This is a genomic window from Bradyrhizobium sp. McL0615 (genome assembly GCF_049993905.1).
GTDB lineage: Bacteria > Pseudomonadota > Alphaproteobacteria > Rhizobiales > Xanthobacteraceae > Bradyrhizobium.
In genome coordinates, this window is sequence record NZ_CP188254.1 from 2,431,184 (window position 1) to 2,446,025 (window position 14,842).

General features: G+C 61.8%; 19 protein-coding genes. 8 read left to right on the top strand and 11 right to left on the bottom strand.

The window, feature by feature from the left end:
- Positions 1–94 precede the first annotated feature (94 nt).
- Together ACPPVP_RS11655 and ACPPVP_RS11660 are read right to left on the bottom strand one after the other, a co-directional pair.
- A complete protein-coding gene (locus ACPPVP_RS11655) occupies positions 95–337 on the bottom strand; it encodes a hypothetical protein (RefSeq protein ID WP_426534237.1) in 243 nt (80 codons plus the stop codon).
- A gap of 135 nt (positions 338–472) precedes the next feature.
- Positions 473–2,050, bottom strand: coding sequence for a winged helix-turn-helix domain-containing tetratricopeptide repeat protein (locus ACPPVP_RS11660; RefSeq protein WP_426534239.1), 1,578 nt, complete (start codon positions 2,048–2,050; stop codon positions 473–475).
- A 158-nt stretch (positions 2,051–2,208) separates the two neighbouring features.
- Between ACPPVP_RS11660 and ACPPVP_RS11665 the strand changes: the two genes are divergently transcribed.
- Positions 2,209–3,186 carry a LysR family transcriptional regulator gene (locus ACPPVP_RS11665; protein ID WP_426534241.1) on the top strand — a complete coding sequence of 326 codons (978 nt, stop codon included), beginning with the start codon at positions 2,209–2,211 and terminating at the stop codon, positions 3,184–3,186.
- A 68-nt stretch (positions 3,187–3,254) separates the two neighbouring features.
- Here the strand turns inward: ACPPVP_RS11665 and ACPPVP_RS11670 are convergent, their stop codons facing one another.
- On the bottom strand, positions 3,255–3,668 hold the full coding sequence (locus tag ACPPVP_RS11670; RefSeq protein WP_426534243.1) for a GGDEF domain-containing protein: 414 nt from the start codon (positions 3,666–3,668) through the stop codon (positions 3,255–3,257).
- Complete coding sequence (locus ACPPVP_RS11675) at positions 3,668–3,808, bottom strand: hypothetical protein (RefSeq protein ID WP_426534245.1); 141 nt, start codon at positions 3,806–3,808, stop codon at positions 3,668–3,670. The genes ACPPVP_RS11670 and ACPPVP_RS11675 overlap by 1 nt, the downstream gene beginning before the upstream one ends.
- A 169-nt stretch (positions 3,809–3,977) precedes the next feature.
- On the opposite strand from ACPPVP_RS11675, the gene ACPPVP_RS11680 reads away from it, so the two are divergent.
- Positions 3,978–4,433: a PaaI family thioesterase gene (locus ACPPVP_RS11680; protein ID WP_426534247.1), complete on the top strand. Its 456-nt coding sequence runs from the start codon at positions 3,978–3,980 to the stop codon at positions 4,431–4,433.
- On the opposite strand, the gene ACPPVP_RS11685 is transcribed toward ACPPVP_RS11680, so the two are convergent.
- Together ACPPVP_RS11685 and ACPPVP_RS11690 are read right to left on the bottom strand one after the other, a co-directional pair.
- The gene (locus ACPPVP_RS11685; RefSeq protein WP_426534249.1) at positions 4,402–5,688 is read right to left on the bottom strand and encodes a flavin-dependent oxidoreductase; all 1,287 of its coding nucleotides are present in this window, start codon (positions 5,686–5,688) and stop codon (positions 4,402–4,404) included. The genes ACPPVP_RS11680 and ACPPVP_RS11685 overlap by 32 nt on opposite strands.
- Before the next feature lie 97 nt (positions 5,689–5,785).
- Complete coding sequence (locus tag ACPPVP_RS11690) at positions 5,786–6,160, bottom strand: nuclear transport factor 2 family protein (protein ID WP_426534251.1); 375 nt, start codon at positions 6,158–6,160, stop codon at positions 5,786–5,788.
- Between the two features lie 150 nt (positions 6,161–6,310).
- Here ACPPVP_RS11690 and ACPPVP_RS11695 point away from each other — a divergent pair, with 150 nt between their 5' ends.
- From ACPPVP_RS11695 to ACPPVP_RS11705, 3 genes are all read left to right on the top strand, one after another.
- A complete protein-coding gene (locus ACPPVP_RS11695; RefSeq protein WP_426534253.1) occupies positions 6,311–7,135 on the top strand; it encodes a helix-turn-helix domain-containing protein in 825 nt (274 codons plus the stop codon).
- Between the two features lie 21 nt (positions 7,136–7,156).
- Complete coding sequence (locus ACPPVP_RS11700; protein ID WP_426534255.1) at positions 7,157–7,633, top strand: nuclear transport factor 2 family protein; 477 nt, start codon at positions 7,157–7,159, stop codon at positions 7,631–7,633.
- 129 nt (positions 7,634–7,762) lie between these two features.
- Positions 7,763–8,380, top strand: a complete 618-nt coding sequence (locus tag ACPPVP_RS11705) for a glutathione S-transferase family protein (protein WP_426534257.1) — start codon at positions 7,763–7,765, stop codon at positions 8,378–8,380.
- Between the two features lie 106 nt (positions 8,381–8,486).
- Here ACPPVP_RS11705 and ACPPVP_RS11710 read toward each other — a convergent pair whose 3' ends face one another.
- Positions 8,487–8,861 (bottom strand): immunity 8 family protein, encoded by a 375-nt coding sequence (locus tag ACPPVP_RS11710; protein ID WP_426534259.1) that lies wholly within the window; start codon positions 8,859–8,861, stop codon positions 8,487–8,489.
- Positions 8,862–8,873: 12 nt separating this feature from the next.
- The gene (locus ACPPVP_RS11715) at positions 8,874–9,806 is read right to left on the bottom strand and encodes a LysR family transcriptional regulator (RefSeq protein WP_426534261.1); all 933 of its coding nucleotides are present in this window, start codon (positions 9,804–9,806) and stop codon (positions 8,874–8,876) included.
- Positions 9,807–9,897: 91 nt separating this feature from the next.
- Here ACPPVP_RS11715 and ACPPVP_RS11720 point away from each other — a divergent pair, with 91 nt between their 5' ends.
- Both ACPPVP_RS11720 and ACPPVP_RS11725 read left to right on the top strand, forming a co-directional pair.
- Entirely contained in the window at positions 9,898–10,455 is a 558-nt protein-coding gene (locus ACPPVP_RS11720) for a carboxymuconolactone decarboxylase family protein (protein WP_426534263.1), read from the top strand.
- A 51-nt stretch (positions 10,456–10,506) separates the two neighbouring features.
- Positions 10,507–10,941, top strand: coding sequence for a nuclear transport factor 2 family protein (locus tag ACPPVP_RS11725; protein ID WP_426534265.1), 435 nt, complete (start codon positions 10,507–10,509; stop codon positions 10,939–10,941).
- Positions 10,942–11,082: 141 nt separating this feature from the next.
- Here the strand turns inward: ACPPVP_RS11725 and ACPPVP_RS11730 are convergent, their stop codons facing one another.
- The 3 genes from ACPPVP_RS11730 to ACPPVP_RS11740 form a co-directional block, all read right to left on the bottom strand.
- Positions 11,083–11,769 carry a glutathione S-transferase family protein gene (locus ACPPVP_RS11730; protein WP_426534267.1) on the bottom strand — a complete coding sequence of 229 codons (687 nt, stop codon included), beginning with the start codon at positions 11,767–11,769 and terminating at the stop codon, positions 11,083–11,085.
- Positions 11,770–11,930: 161 nt separating this feature from the next.
- The gene (locus tag ACPPVP_RS11735) at positions 11,931–12,257 is read right to left on the bottom strand and encodes a hypothetical protein (RefSeq protein WP_426534269.1); all 327 of its coding nucleotides are present in this window, start codon (positions 12,255–12,257) and stop codon (positions 11,931–11,933) included.
- A gap of 242 nt (positions 12,258–12,499) precedes the next feature.
- Complete coding sequence (locus ACPPVP_RS11740) at positions 12,500–13,633, bottom strand: site-specific DNA-methyltransferase (protein WP_426534271.1); 1,134 nt, start codon at positions 13,631–13,633, stop codon at positions 12,500–12,502.
- A 255-nt stretch (positions 13,634–13,888) separates the two neighbouring features.
- On the opposite strand from ACPPVP_RS11740, the gene ypfJ reads away from it, so the two are divergent.
- Complete coding sequence (gene ypfJ, locus ACPPVP_RS11745; RefSeq protein WP_426534273.1) at positions 13,889–14,827, top strand: KPN_02809 family neutral zinc metallopeptidase; 939 nt, start codon at positions 13,889–13,891, stop codon at positions 14,825–14,827.
- Positions 14,828–14,842 lie beyond the last annotated feature (15 nt).

Consider the following 14,842-nt stretch of genomic DNA (forward strand, 5'->3'; position numbering starts at 1 on the left):
GTTTGATGCCTACTGCGCATGCGCTCGGCTGAGGTCGGGGCCGTCGCTCAGTTTACCTGCGATGTCAGGAAAGTAGCGCGGTTCCGGCCGCGCCTCAACAGCCCCGACAAACGCCTCTGATCTTGCGATCGACGATCGCGTCCTCGGGATCGATGTGCACATTGGCCGATACGGGAACGTCGACTGCGCGTGGCTGGCGATGGCCAACCGGCGCCGACCACGGCCTGGTTGCCGTCTCGTTCATGGCGTAGGTGCCGGCGTCGCGGACGATGTCATGTGCAAACGCCGGGGTTGCCATTGCCACGACGACGAGAACAAGCAGTGGGAACCTGATCATAGGGCCCTCCATGCAGTATCGGCTGCGCTTCAACAGCGAGACTGCTTTCGGGGCCAGGATATTCCCGGCTTAGGCTCTTAATCGATGTCAGGCGAATGCCCGGACCAGCTTGGAGCCATGACAAGAACGCCCAAGCTAACTCAACCCGGCAGCCCGAAACCCTTCCAGATAATGCTGCCTGTCGATATCGCTCTCCCACGGCATCTGTTCGTCAATCCAACTCAGCGAGATCCCAGGTTGCGCCAGGCGAAGATCTGCCAGCGCTGATTTCGCGATATCGGCTTGTCCGGCCAGAGCCGCGGCTGCGGTGAGCACGCGATGGGCACCGACGAAATCGCTGCGCTGCCTCAGCGCCTCGCGGGACATGCGCATCGCCTCTCCATATTGGCCGCCGACATATTGGCAGTAGGCGGCAACGCCGCAGTAGATCGCGGCGAACGGGTCTCGCGGGCTGAACCTCAGCGCCTCACGTGCGGCGTAGTCACCTTCCTCCCAACGCCCCCGATACGCGAGGGCCAGACCATAAAAGCCGCGTGCCGGCGAAAAATTCGGATTCAACTCCAGCGCCAGCTCGAATTCGGCAATGCAATCATCGAACCGCTTCTCGAACAGATAGACCGAGGCTAGCGCATAGTGCGCCCAGGCATCTTCGCTGTCGGCGCGGATCGCCGCGAGCGCGGCACGTTCAGCCACATTGATGGAAGAAGCCATTTCTTCCCAACCCATGTGAGCCGCAAAGGCATGGCAGGCAGCCAGCAGGCTCAGCGCCTGGCCATAACCAGGAGAGACGTCAATGGCTTTCTCCAGCAGTGCCTGTGCCACGAGATTGTCCTGCCGGGTAACGCGCCAGTAGTGCTGAAGCGCACGCATGACGAGGTCCCAGGCTGCCATATTGTCCGGCGTCTTGCGATGACTCCGGAAATTCTCCGCTGCATATAGCTGCGGCTCAATCGCGGCGACGACGGCGTGCGTGATGTCATCCTGCACGGCAAATACGTCCTCCAGGTCGCGGTCATAGCGTTCGGCCCAGAGATGGCGGTCGGTAGCTATTTCGCACAATTGGGCGGCGATGCGCACGTGATTGCCTTCCTTCCGCACGCTTCCCTCGACAATATAATCGACGCCGAGATCCTGGCCCAACTGCTTCAGTACGAATGCCTTGTTCTTGTAAGTGAACGACGAATTACGCGCGATGACATGAAACCAGCGGAGCCTGGACAGAGCGGTGATGATGTCCTCGCTGATGCCATCGGCAAAATAGTCCTGTTCGATTTCGCCGGAAAGGTTGACGAACGGCAACACGGCTATGGCCGGGCGGGAGAATGCCGGCCCTTCGAAGGGGGCCGCAGGCGGTGCGGTTTCCAACTGCAGCAGCTCGCCGTGCGGTTCCTTCCGGGCGATCGCGGATAAGTTGACGTCTCCGACGAAGCGAAAGCCTTTTCGCGCAATGGTGCGGATGACAGCCTGATCCTTGCCGCTGTCGCCAACCGCTCTGCGCGCGGCGTTGATGCGGCTCGTCAGCGTCGATTCAGAGACGATGCGGCCGTCCCAGACAGCCTCCATGAGATCGTCCTTGCTGACCACACGATTTCGATTTTCGACCAGGTAGACCAATAAGTCGAACACTTGCGGCTCGACGCCGACATTCTCACCGGCCCGGGTCAGCTCGCGCAGCCGCGCATCCAGCACGTGGTCGGAAAAGTGGAACTGCATATGTTGCTCCGTAAACCCGCGCACAGCCGTTTTTGAAAAGGGGGCCGGGACCGGTCGTCGGGGACCGTCGCACATGCCCTTCCGCGGAGATTACTTGCAAGAAGCCAGGAGATAAGGCAAATTTTGTATTGATATCATTTTGATAAGGAAATCTTTGAGTGCGGAGCCTTAGCCTGGACCAGTTGCGGACTCTCCTCGAAGTGGTCGAGTGCGGCAGTTTTTCTGCGGCCGCGCGTCGGCTCCACCTGACGCAGCCAGCGATCAGCTTGCAGATACGTGAACTTGAACGGCGATTTGGTCTGAAGCTGATCGAGCGTCTGGGAAAGCAAGCACACGCCACGGTTCCGGGTCGTGAGCTCATCGAAGCCGCACGGCGCGTTTTTCGCGAGTGCGACTCTATCGATGCGGCGATGCGGCGATTTCGCGAAGGGTGGATCGGACGCGTGCGGATCAGCATGACCCTGACCTCTATGGTCTACAAATTGCCGCCGATCCTGCGCCAGATAAGACTCGATCATCCCGGTATTGATTTGGTCATCACCAATACGCCAACGCCCACCAGTGTTGACAACATCATCCATAACCGGATCGATTTAGCGCTCGTGAATCTCCCGGTTCAGAAGAAGCAGCTCAAAATCACCCCGCTCTGCGCAGAGAATATGTTCGCGATATTTCCAGCAGGAACGCGCAATCTTCCAGACGTGATTACGCCTGGCGATGTAGCGAAGCATCATCTGTTGGTGGAGCAGCAAACCAGCGCGGCTTATGCGCTCGTTATTGGATGGCTCGCCGGGCACGGTCCCCAGACCCGGCAGCCCATGCCCCTTGGAACGGTTGAGGCGTTAACGAGCGCCGTTGCATCCAATCTCGGCATGGCGATCGTGCCGGAGGTAGCAATCGCAGCGCATAGTTCCGACTTCGTCGTCCGGCCATTGCGGCCGGCACTATCGCGCACACTTGCGTTGATCGAGCACCGCAATAAGCCGAACGAACCGGCGCTCGAACTCGTCCGCAATGCACTACTCGTATTGCGCGAAAGTGGCCCTAGTCAGTCTGGAAGCGTTTCGGTGGCGGGACCTCGGACTTCATCAATGCGCAAGAAGAAACGGAATCGGACAGAGAGGCGCCCAAATTAGTCGAGCTTTGGTCGAAGGCGGACGTGGAGGACACGTCGACGGCACGAAGGCGAGAGCACTCAACGAAGTCAGGCGGCGCGGGCGTCCTGTTCTTTGGACGCCGGCGTCAGGACGGTGCGATTGCGGCCGGTCTTCTTGGCGATATAGAGGCCCTGATCGGCGCGTTCGATCATGTCCTGCACGTCGCGGTCACCTTCCGCGTTGATCGCAACGCCAATCGAGACGGTCGCTGGAATACTCGTCTCGCCATGCTTGATCGTGGTTTGCTCGATCGAGCGCCGGATCCGCTCCGCGAGCAGCAGGGCGGTCTCCTGGTCGATCTCGCGCAACAGCACCACGAACTCCTCGCCACCGAAGCGGGCAGCCTTGTCGGTGGTGCGGATCGACTGATCGATGATTTCCGCGATCCGCTTGATCGCGTCATCGCCGGCGGCATGGCCGTGGGTGTCGTTGATCTTCTTGAAATGATCGATGTCGATCATCAAGGTCGCCATGCCGCCAGCATGGTCGGGCCCGACGTGCGCCCGATCCGGTCGGCTTCCTGCGTGATGGAAATGATCGGCCGTGCGATGCGCCGGGAAATGACCATCGCCAGTCCGAGCCCGATCAGCGCGGTGATCACGCCAATGCCCAGGATGATTTTTGCCGAGGAGATCGCCGCTGCGAGCGCCAGCCCTCAAATCTGGAAGCTGTCAAAATCGGCAACCGGCGTCTGACAGGCAACGTGCGCAGCTTGCTGACACCACGGTGGCAGCAGGCCCGCGGTAGATCAATGCCTCACGGAGGTTGCCATGATCAGCACCGCGCTCGACAATATCCCCATGCCGCCGTCTTCAAAACTGCTCGGCTGGCACGTGCTCGACGCGCGGCCGAAGGAGGGGTGGATCCGCATTGGCTTCGACGGCAAACCGGATTTCTGCAACCCGGCCGGCTTCGTGCAGGGCGGCATTCTCTCGGCGATGCTCGACGACACCATGGGGCCGGCGGTGTTCACCATGACGGACGGAAAACTCTACACGGCGACCATCACCATGACGGTGAATTTTCTCAGCCCCGCCAAGCCGGGGCCGATCACCGGCGAGGCCAGAGTCACCCAGCTCGGCAGGACCGTTGCCTTTGTGGAAGGGCGGTTGACGGCCGCGGATGGCACGCTGCTGGCGACCGCCACGACCAGCGCGCGGCTGGTCGAGACGGCGAAGGCGATCGGCCCGTCGGTTAGCTCGCGGCCCGCGGCGCTTCCCGCGTGAGCTGGACGATCGGCGGCTTGGCGTTGAGCCCCTCGACCTGGAAGCCGGCGACGCGCTTGTAGTTGGCGGCGATGTCTTCCAGCTCTTTCAACGACAGCACGTCGGTGACGACGTTGTAGCCGTCGGGCGCGCGCTCTTCGACCATCTGCATCACCTGCTCCGGGCCGTTGCGGCGGTTGAGCATCACGAGGTCGGTCGTAGCTGGCCGGCGCTCGGCTTCGTACGCCACGAGCGCGGCATTGGTCGGGCCATGCGCCAGGATTTCGCGGGTGATGACGCGGGCGTCCAAAATCGCCTGCGACGCGCCGTTGGACCCGATCGGGTACATCGGATGGGCGGCGTCGCCCATCAGCGTGACGCGGCCGAAGGTCCATTGCGCGACGGGATCGCGATCGACGAGTGGATACTCGTAGGCGTGCGGGCAGTTCTCGATCAAGCCGGGCACGTCGAGCCAGTCGAATTTCCAGTCCTTGAACCAGGGCAGGAATTCTTCGAGGTCAGCAGTTCGGTTATAGTCCTCGCGCCGCCACTGATAGGTCGGCGGCATGTGCCGTTCGGCCACCCAGTTGATCCTGAATTTGCCGGCGCTGTCGGCCTGTTTCGAAATCGGATAGCAGACGAATTTCAGGATCTCGTGGCCGGCCATGATCATGGTGCGGCCGGACAGGAAGGCGTCGCTGTCGGTTATGCCGCGCCACAGGATGCGGCCGTTCCAGATCGGCGGGCCTTCGCCGGGATAGAGCTTTTCGCGGACCGCCGAATGGATGCCGTCGGCCGCGATCAGCAGCACGCCATCGTGGCTGCCTTGCGATTTGCCGGTCGCCTTGTCGATGAATTCGGCGCGGACGCCGTTCTCCGTCTCGGTCCAGCCGGAGAGGTGATGGCTGGTCAGAATGTTCTCTTTGCCCAGCCGTTTGATCACAGCGTCGAGCAAAATCTGCTGCAGCGTGCCACGATGGATCGAAAACTGCGGCCATTTGTACCCGGCCTCGATGCCGCGCGGCTCACTCCATATCGGCTTGCCGTGCTTGGAGAAATACGCGAGTTCCTTGGTGCGGACGCCAGCCGCGTCGAGCGCGTCATGCAGGCCGAGCTCGATCAATTCGCGCACCGCGTGCGGCAGCACGTTGATGCCGACGCCGAGCGGCCGCAGCTCTGGCACGCTTTCAAAGACCCTGACGGGCACGCCGATCTGGTGCAGGCTGAGGGCCAGTGTCAGCCCGCCAATGCCGCCGCCCGCGATGAGAACAGTCATGTTACGCCCCTCTTACTGTCTGGGCGTCATGACATGAGAGACGGCAAGGGGGCAACTGCGAAGGTTGCCGGCGGCCGGGCTCACGGCTTCGGACGATTTAACCAAGCGGTGGCGGAGCACCGAAGAAGCCGACGATTTTGACCAGCCGGCCGTCGGGACCGATCTCGCCAAAATCGATCGAGGTGTCGCCGGGCGTCCCGTCCGCCCGCACCAGGCGCCAGAGAAACCGGACAACGTTGTGATGCACGTCGATGCCGCTCATGAACTCCAGCCGCGCGCCGGGTCGGGTGGCCCGAACCTTGGCGATGTAACGGCCCAGGGCCTCACGTCCGGTCAGCGAAACGTTCGGATCGAGATAGACGCCGCTGTCGCTCCAGCACTGTTCCAGCAGCGTGTCTCTGCCCGCAGCCTCACGCTCGTTCCATGCCTCCATGTACCGTGTCACTGCCGTCGTGATCGCGTTGCCGTCCATGGAGATGATCCTCGCCGACCCCGGTTTTCCTGCACGATTGAAATGTCCGTCACGCAGGGACTGCCTGTTCAACTCTTGCAGCAAAATGGCGGATCGTCACTTACATCCGAGGTAATTGCTCTTCCGCCACCATGGTCTAGATTACCGGGCATGGATGCGCCAAACCAGAATGCGCCATTTGTCCCGGCCGGGCATTTCAGCAGCTTGCTGAAGCACTGGCGAAAGGTGCGCCGCCTTACCCAGATCGAACTGGCGGTGGATGCCAATGTCTCCGCCAAACACCTGTGCTTTCTGGAAACCGGCCGCTCGCAACCGAGCCGCGAGATGGTGCAACTGCTCTGCAGCGCGCTCGATCTGCCGCTCGAAGAAAGAAATGTCTTGCATGTCGCGGCAGGCTTCGTGCCGCCCTACAGCGACAAGGGACTGGCCGCCGATCATCTGCAGCCGGTGCGGCAGGCGCTGGATTTCATCCTGCGCCAGCAGGAGCCGTATCCGGGGATTGTCGTCGACGGCCGCTGGGACGTCCGCATGCGCAACCAGGGCTCGGCGCGCCTGCTGAAGCCGTTTCGCGATTCGTACGAGATGGAGGCCAGGGTGGCCGACAACGCGATGCACGTCGCCTTCCATCCGAAGGGGTTGCGGCAGTTCATCGTGAACTGGGACGAGTTCGCCGGCCAGCTGATCCAGATCCTTCATCGCGACGTCGCGCAAGGAAGCCGCGCTGCGGCGCAGTTGCTCGATGAAATCATGGCCTATCCCGGTCTGTCGGCCGAATGGAGGCTTCCGCGACAAGTGTCGGCGTCGTCACCGGTGATGACCATGCATCTCGCCAAGGGCGACTATCGTCTCGCCTTCTTCTCCACCTTTACGACGCTGGCGATGCCGATGGACGCCGTGCTGCAACAGATCAAGATCGAATGTTTCTTCCCGGCGGACGAGGTGACCGCCGCGAAGGCGCGCCAACTCGCCCCCTGACGAAACCTGAAGGAGATGGAAATGCAACTTGCTCCGAGCCGTCATCAATCGACCGAGACGATGAACGAACTTCGGGCGCTGAACGCCCGCTTCATCCATAATTTCGTGACCAACGACGTGGCTTCGCACGACGCCATTCTTCATCCCGCCTTCATCAACATCTGGCCCACGGGCCAGCGCTGGGATCGCGCGACCTATTTGAAATACTGGGCAACGGCCTTCGACCCTGATGTCATCGTGTACTGGGACGTCCGCGATGAACTCATTACCGTCATCGGAGACGTGGCGCTGGTGCGTTCCACCAACAAAGCCACACGCCGCCGCGATGGAAACGAAGTAACCGGCATGACCACTTATACCGATACCTACCTGTTCGAGAACGGCGCGTGGAAATGCATTCAGGCCCAGATCACGGCGGTCGCGCCCGAGCATTATCCCGCCGATGACACGATCGTCAGCGTCTACATCAAGGGAGAGCTTCAGCGTCGCGCGGCGTGAACGCCTTTCTGGCACGCGCAGGCTGGCTGCACGCCAGGGTATGCGTGGGTGCAGAGCGCTGCAACGCTGCGGGGATGGACGGCAGGCAGACGCGCGGTTAACCTCCTGGGTCCCACCGAGAGGATCAACATGTTCAAGCTCTATTATGCCCCCGGCACCTGCGCGCTGGCGTCCCACATCGCTTTGGAAGAGGCGGGCGCCTCCTACACGGCGGAGCGGCTCGACTTCAAGAACAGCCAGCAGACCAGCCCGCAATATCTTGCGATCAATCCGAAGGGGCGGGTGCCGGCGCTGGTGACGGAGCGTGGCACCTTGACCGAAACGCCGGCGATCCTCGCCTACATTGCGCAAGGCTTTCCGCAGGCCAGGTTGATGCCCGATGACGCGTTCGCGTTTGCACAGGCGCAGTCCTTCAACAGTTATCTCTGTTCCACGGTGCACATCAATCACGCGCACAAGATGCGCGGCTATCGCTGGGCGGTCGAGGAGACCTCGTTCGCGGACATGAAGCGCAAGGTGCCGGAGACGATGGCCGCAGCGTTCGCGCTGATCGAGCGCGACATGCTGAAGGGACCGTGGGTGATGGGCGAGCAGTACACGGTCTGCGATCCCTATCTGTATACGATTGCGCTCTGGCTGGAAGGCGACGGCGTCGACCTTGCGCCGCTGCCGAAGGTCGCTGCGCACCGCAAGCGGATGTCGGAACGGCCCGCAGTGCAGAAGGTGCTCGCCGAGGCGAAGGCCTGAGCGCTTAGCTTGTAGGGTGGGCAAAGCGCAGCGTGCCCACCATCTCTCCATTCGCGCTTGTGACGGTGGGCACGCTTCGCTTTGCCCACCCTATTTGACTACGCAGCTACCATGCGGGTGGTGGGGCCCGATATGGAACGTAGTCCTCAAATTCCCACTTTCCGAGACGAGCCAGCTTTTCCGCCAAAGCACTCCAGGTCGGGGCTTCGCCGCAGCCTTCACAATATTCCTGAACGAATTTTTTCAACTGCATGTAATCGAAGTCTCGAACGAACAGGTGATGCCTTCCGATCTTGAAGTCTTCGCGGATATTGGAAGCAAACCAATCGGGTGTGCAGAGCATAAAATCGAATGACTCCTGGCCTCCTTGGCCAGCAGGTCCGATCATTGCCATAACTAATATGCCGAATGGCCCGGTTGGCGCAAAATCCTTCAACGGATCGGCATCGGGACTGAAGAGGGACTTCAATTCAGCTCGCATTTGCTTTTTCCATTATGCTGATCGCGGTGTGGGCCGCTTGCCGCGCTCCATCTCGCGGCCGATGCCGAGCATGATGTTGCGCAGCCAGACCGAGCCGGGGTCCATCTGGGCACGGGTCGGGTAGAACATGAACTGCTCGTCGATTCCCGGATCGAGCGGCGGCGCGATCGTGGTCAGCGATAATTGCTTCGACAGCGCCCCGATCAGGCGGCGCGGCACGAAGGCGACGAGATCGGTGCGCGCGGTTACGTGCAACGCCTCGATATAGCCGGGCACGACCAGCGCGATCCGCCGCTCGATGCCCTTGGGGCGCAACCAGCTGTCGATCAGGTCTTCGTTCTGGCCGCGGATCACGACGGCGACGTGGCGCGCGTCGAGAAAGGTTTCGGTCCGCTTCAGCCGCGCGCCGGCGGGGTGGCCGCGCCGCACCGCCAGCGCGTCGCTGTCGGTGTAAAGCCGTTGCCGGTGAAACCCCGTGAAGGCATTGCCGATCGAGATCACCATGTCGATGGTGCGGGCGAACTCAGCCGTGAAGATCGCCGGCCGCCGCCACGGCACCACGTCGATCCGGACGTTCGGGGCCAGCTTCGTGATCTTCTCCATCAGCGGCGGCATCAAAAGCTCGACCGCGAGATCAGGCATCATCAGGCGAAACTGGCGCTCACTCCGCGCGGCGTCGAAATCGTCGGTAATGAACAGGGAGCGCACCTGATCGAGTGCCTGCGCCAGCGGTGAGCGCAGCGCCTGCGCCCGCGGCGTCAGTTCCATCCGCGCCCCCGTCCGCACCAGCAGCGGGTCGCCGATCAGGTCGCGCAACCGCTGCAGCGCATGGCTGGCGGCGGGTTGCGACAGCCCGATCCGCATCGCGGCGCGGCTGACATTGGCTTCCCTGAGCAGCGCGTCGAGCGCGACCAGCAGATTGAGGTCAAGCGAATTCAAATTCATGAAATGAATATATATCATATTCACTATCGATTGGAAGAATGGGCGGTCGAGGCGGAGGATGGTGACATCCGAAACATCGAGGCCCGCCCTTATGACCGCACGACTGGAGCCGGCCGCTCCGCCCTATCCCGACAAGGTTCAGGCCGCGTTCGATCGCATGCCGCGATCCTGGATGCCGCCCTTTCGCCTGTTCACGACGCTTGCGCGCCATCCCGAACTGTTCGAGCGCTTCATTCGCGGCGCGCCGAGCTATCTTCCCGGAACAAGGCTCAGCATCCGGCAGCGCGAGGTTCTGCTGCATCGCGTGACGGCGCGTTGCGGCTGCGAATATGAATGGGGCATGCGCGTGCACTATTTTGCCGGCGAGGCGGGACTGACCGCAGCGCAAGTCAGCGCCACCGTGCATGGCAATGCCGACAGCGCCTGCTGGGAGGCCAACGATGCGGTGCTGATCCGCCTCGCCGACGAACTACACGACAGCTGCGACATCAGCGACGAACTGTGGCCGGTGTTGCGAGCGGCGTTCGGAGATGAAGCAATCCTCGAGCTGCTGCTGCTCGCCGGTTACTACCGGACGGTCGGCTATCTCGCCAACGGCCTGCGTATGCCGCTCGAGCCCGATGTCAGCCGGCCGTTTCCGGCGGCCTGATGTTCATCAACCGCGGAGAACGCGGTCCTTTCTCAACAACGGAGACAATCAATGAGCTCAGCCGACAACAAGAAACTGGTGCAGCAGATCTACACGGACTCTGCAAATCGCAGCGGAACAACCTTTATCGACAATCTCGCCGAGGATGTCACCTGGATCGTCACCGGGCAATATTCCTGGTCTGGCGAATTCAGGGGTCGCGAGGCCATCAATAACGGCCTGCTGGGTCATCTGCGATCACAGCTCGCCGCCGGACGGCCGCGCACGGAGGCGTTCAACTTCATCGCCGAGGGCGACTATGTCGTGGTCGAAGCCCGCGGCGACAACGTCACCAAGTCCGGGGAGCGTTACGACAATCAATACTGCATGGTCTGGCGGATCGAGAACGGCAAGATCAAGGAGATCAAGGAGTACTGCGATTCCGCGCTGGTCGTGCGGGTGCTCGGTCCATTCCCGGCAGAGCGGAAGCTCGCGGTCGCGGTTTGAGACACACTGTAGCTTCGTAGGGTGGGCAGAGCGAAGCGTGCCCACCATTCTCCGGGCTACGGAGATGCATCGGAAAAGAAAAAGGTGGGCACGTCGCTTGCGCTCCTTTGCCCACCCTACGACTTATCGGCATTGATCCGTTCAGGCGGCCTTGATTCCGAGATGCTTGAACATGTTGCCGCGGGCCTCGTCGTCCATCTCGGCCTTGAACTTGAAGCTGTCCTTCAGCGCGATCGCCTTGGCCGCCGCAGGACGTGCCATGATCTCGTCGACCAGCCGCTTGACGTTGGGATATTTCGCGACCGCATCGTCGCCGAGCACGAAGGGGAGCATGCGGGCCCAGCCCCAGACGTCCATGTCGACGATGGTATAGGTGTCGCCGACCATGTAGCGGCGGCCGGCGAGGTGGTCGTTGAGAATGCCGAAATGCCGCTGCGCCTCGAACTGGTAGCGGTTATGGGCATAGTCGATTTTCTCCGGCGCAAAATGCTTGAAGTGGACGGCCTGGCCGGAATAGGGGCCGACGCCCGTGGCCGCGAACATCAGCCATGACAGCAACTCGCCGCGGTTGGCCGGCGTGTTGGCAGGGAGAAACTTGCCGGTCTTTTCGGCGAGATAGAGCAGGATGGCGTTGCTGTCGAACACCTTGACGCCATCGTCGTCGATCGCCGGCACCTTGGCGTTCGGATTGATGGCGAGATATTCCGGCTTGAACTGGTCGCCCTTGCGGGTGTCGACGGCCACCGCCTCATAGGCGAGGCCGGCTTCCTCCAGGAAGAGGGCGACCTTGGTCGGGTTAGGCGATCCATTGAAGTAGAATTTGAGCATTTGGAATTTTCCCCCATTGCTTCTTGCAAGGACAATTTGTTGCGGCAGGTGGCGGCATTGCCGCCGTGTGTCACGTCCATGCTCAAATTTTACGGGGTGCGCAAGCGACGAGTTTGTGACCGGGGTGGTGTCCGGACGGTCGATACGAGCGAAACCGGCTCCTACGACAGCGCCAGACCGCCGATGCCCGCGGCCGCAAGGCCGGCACCGGCCGCGATCATCACGGATGCGAAGCGCATTTCCGAACGCAGCGCCGTTCGTTGCCCGGCGCGTTCCGTTCCTTTGGCATAACCGTGGACGATGATCTGTTCGCTGAAGGTGCCGCTGGCGTCCAGAATGTCGGTCAAGCCCGCGCTGGCGACCAGGATACCGAGGATGATCAGTCCGGCGGGGCCCAGCAAACTCAACAGCAGCATTGGAAACAAGCCGATCAGGAAAATCGGCAGCAGCGGCAGTACAATGAGCGACTCGGAGCCTCGCGTGCGCATGGCCGTAATCTCAACCGGGATGATGTATGTCGCAACTATGCACCTAAACGAGGACGAAAAGGCGCATGGCTAGCTGCGCGCCGAACACGGCAGCCATGCCGGTTGATCGGGGGTAGTTGCGCTGGCGATGGGCAGGCCGCATTTCGCGGCACAGCGGTCGAGGTTTTTGCACGCTGTCGTGCTTTGGCGTGCCCTAATGCAACGCGCCTGCAAATGTCCGGTGATGCCCCCGGTCGTGCGGCTCAGCCCGCCGCCATTCCGGAGCGGATTTCGGCGCGTAGCTCGTCGATCAGCCTCAGGCCGTTCTTGGTCTCGACGTGCCAGAAGGTCCAGCCGTTGCAGGCGGGCGAGCCCTGGGCCACCGCACCGATGCGGTGGATCGAGCCGACCTTGTCGCCGAGCATGATGGCGCCGTCGGCGCGAACCAGCGCGCCGTGGCGCTTCTGGGAATCCACCAGCTTGGTGCCGGGCGGAATCATGCCGCGCTCGATCAGTTCGGAGAATGCCACGCGGGGAGCGTCGCGCGCGGTCATGAATGGCGCCAGCGTCGCCTCGGGCAGCGGTTCGACCGCCGCGATGCGCTCTTCGGCCGCTTTCGCATAGGTCTTGTCGCGCTCGAAACCGATGTAGCGGCGGCCGAGACGTTTTGCCACGGCGCCGGTCGTGCCGGTGCCGTTGAAGGGATCGATCACGAGGTCGCCGGGCTTCGACGACGACAGCAGCACGCGCGCCAGCAGGCCCTCTGGCTTCTGGGTTGGGTGCACTTTCTTGCCGTCGGCGCCCTTGAGGCGTTCTTCGCCGGTGCAGAGCGGGATCAGCCAGTCGGAACGCGCCTGCACGTCCTCGTTGGCGGCCTTCAGCGCTTCATAATTGAACGTATACCCCTTGGCCTTTTCGTCGCGCGCGGCCCAGATCATGGTTTCATGGGCATTGGTGAAGCGGCGGCCGCGGAAATTCGGCATCGGATTGGTCTTGCGCCAGACGATGTCGTTGAGAACCCAGAAGCCGAGGTCCTGCATGATCGAGCCGACGCGAAAAATGTTGTGGTAGGAGCCGATCACCCACAGTGTCGCCGACGGTTTCATGATCCGGCGGCAGGCGAGCAGCCAGGCGCGGGTAAAATCGTCATAGGCGGCAAAGGATGAGAACTTGTCCCAGTCGTTGTTGACGGCATCGACATGGGATTCATCGGGGCGCTTGAGGTCGCCCTTCAGCTGCAGGTTATACGGCGGATCTGCAAACACCAGATCGACCGAACCGGCCGGCAGCTTCGACATCTCGGCGACGCAATCGCCGACGACGATGCGAGCGCTGGAGTCATACTCGAATTTAGTGCGGGGCGCCCTTGCAGACGCCCCGCGACGCGACACTACCATGACTCAATTACTCTGACTCAGGCGACGCTGTCGGCGACGCGGGACTAAACAACCGACTGGCGGTACATTGACCCGGCAAAGTAAAAATCGACTTAATCGGTATAGTTGCTGAGAAGAGATTGCCGAGAGAAATTGCGGGGTTGGTCGCACTAGGCAATATTTGCCCGGCAGGTTATTGATTAATGGAATGGAAATTTTACGTGATTGCCGCGTTGGGTATTCGAGCAAACACCCCGGGGATGAGGAAACAGCGCCATGCGTTACGATGATTTCCGCCGCAGTGACGACATTGACGACCGTCGCGACGACAGCGGCGGCGGCGGAATGGGTGGCGGCGGCGGTTTTGGCCTGCCGATGGGCGGCGGCGGGCTCGGCATCGGCACCATCATCGTGCTCGGCCTGGTCGGCTACGCCTTCGGCATCGACCCGCGCATCCTGATCGGCGGTGCCGAAATCCTGACCGGTGGCAACCAGGCGCCGACCTACCAGACCGACCGCAAGTCGGGGCCGGCCAAGACCGGCGCGCCGAAGGACGAAGTCGGCAGCATGATCGCGGGCATCCTCGGCGAGATCGACGATCGCTGGAGCGAGATTTTTCAGTCCAGCGGACAGAATTACACCGGGCCGCGCATCGTGCTGTTTAAGAATGCCACCAATGGCGGCCGCTGCGGCATGGCGCAGTCGGCGATGGGACCGTTCTACTGCCCGCCGGACAAGCAGATCTTCCTCGACACCAGCTTCTTCCGCGAAGTCGAGACGCGCTTTAAGGGGTGTTCGGGCAGTGCGTGCAAGTTCACGACGGCCTATATCATCGCGCATGAAGCGGGACATCACATCCAGAACCTGCTCGGCATCCTGCCGCGCGTGAACCGGCTGCAACAGCAGGCCGGCAGCAAGGCGGAAGCCAATGCGCTGCAGGTCAAGGTCGAGCTGCAGGCGGATTGCCTGTCCGGCGTCTGGGTCAACCGCGAAGAGAAGAAGCGTCCGGGCTTCATCGAGCCCGGCGATATCGATGCGGCACTGAGGACGGCAACTGCGATCGGCGACGATACGCTGCAACGACAGTCGACGGGCAGGGTGGTGCCCGACAGTTTCACCCACGGCTCCGCGGCGCAGCGCAAGCAGTGGTTCATGACCGGCTACCAGCAAGGCACGGTGCAGGCTTGCAACACGTTTGCCCAAGGCGCTTTATAGTTTGAAGACGCTTTA

Coding starts and splice junctions, on each gene's coding strand:
- ACPPVP_RS11680 (WP_426534247.1), top strand. CDS start 3,978: ATGATCAGCACCGCGCTCGACAATATCCCCATGCCGCCGTCTTCAAAA.
- ypfJ (WP_426534273.1), top strand. CDS start 13,889: ATGCGTTACGATGATTTCCGCCGCAGTGACGACATTGACGACCGTCGC.
- ACPPVP_RS11735 (WP_426534269.1), bottom strand. CDS start 12,257: ATGCGCACGCGAGGCTCCGAGTCGCTCATTGTACTGCCGCTGCTGCCG.
- ACPPVP_RS11715 (WP_426534261.1), bottom strand. CDS start 9,806: ATGAATTTGAATTCGCTTGACCTCAATCTGCTGGTCGCGCTCGACGCG.
- ACPPVP_RS11700 (WP_426534255.1), top strand. CDS start 7,157: ATGCAACTTGCTCCGAGCCGTCATCAATCGACCGAGACGATGAACGAA.
- ACPPVP_RS11670 (WP_426534243.1), bottom strand. CDS start 3,668: ATGATCGACATCGATCATTTCAAGAAGATCAACGACACCCACGGCCAT.
- ACPPVP_RS11730 (WP_426534267.1), bottom strand. CDS start 11,769: ATGCTCAAATTCTACTTCAATGGATCGCCTAACCCGACCAAGGTCGCC.
- ACPPVP_RS11690 (WP_426534251.1), bottom strand. CDS start 6,160: ATGGACGGCAACGCGATCACGACGGCAGTGACACGGTACATGGAGGCA.
- ACPPVP_RS11710 (WP_426534259.1), bottom strand. CDS start 8,861: ATGCGAGCTGAATTGAAGTCCCTCTTCAGTCCCGATGCCGATCCGTTG.
- ACPPVP_RS11685 (WP_426534249.1), bottom strand. CDS start 5,688: ATGACTGTTCTCATCGCGGGCGGCGGCATTGGCGGGCTGACACTGGCC.
- ACPPVP_RS11740 (WP_426534271.1), bottom strand. CDS start 13,633: ATGGTAGTGTCGCGTCGCGGGGCGTCTGCAAGGGCGCCCCGCACTAAA.
- ACPPVP_RS11720 (WP_426534263.1), top strand. CDS start 9,898: ATGACCGCACGACTGGAGCCGGCCGCTCCGCCCTATCCCGACAAGGTT.
- ACPPVP_RS11655 (WP_426534237.1), bottom strand. CDS start 337: ATGATCAGGTTCCCACTGCTTGTTCTCGTCGTCGTGGCAATGGCAACC.
- ACPPVP_RS11705 (WP_426534257.1), top strand. CDS start 7,763: ATGTTCAAGCTCTATTATGCCCCCGGCACCTGCGCGCTGGCGTCCCAC.
- ACPPVP_RS11725 (WP_426534265.1), top strand. CDS start 10,507: ATGAGCTCAGCCGACAACAAGAAACTGGTGCAGCAGATCTACACGGAC.
- ACPPVP_RS11695 (WP_426534253.1), top strand. CDS start 6,311: ATGGATGCGCCAAACCAGAATGCGCCATTTGTCCCGGCCGGGCATTTC.
- ACPPVP_RS11660 (WP_426534239.1), bottom strand. CDS start 2,050: ATGCAGTTCCACTTTTCCGACCACGTGCTGGATGCGCGGCTGCGCGAG.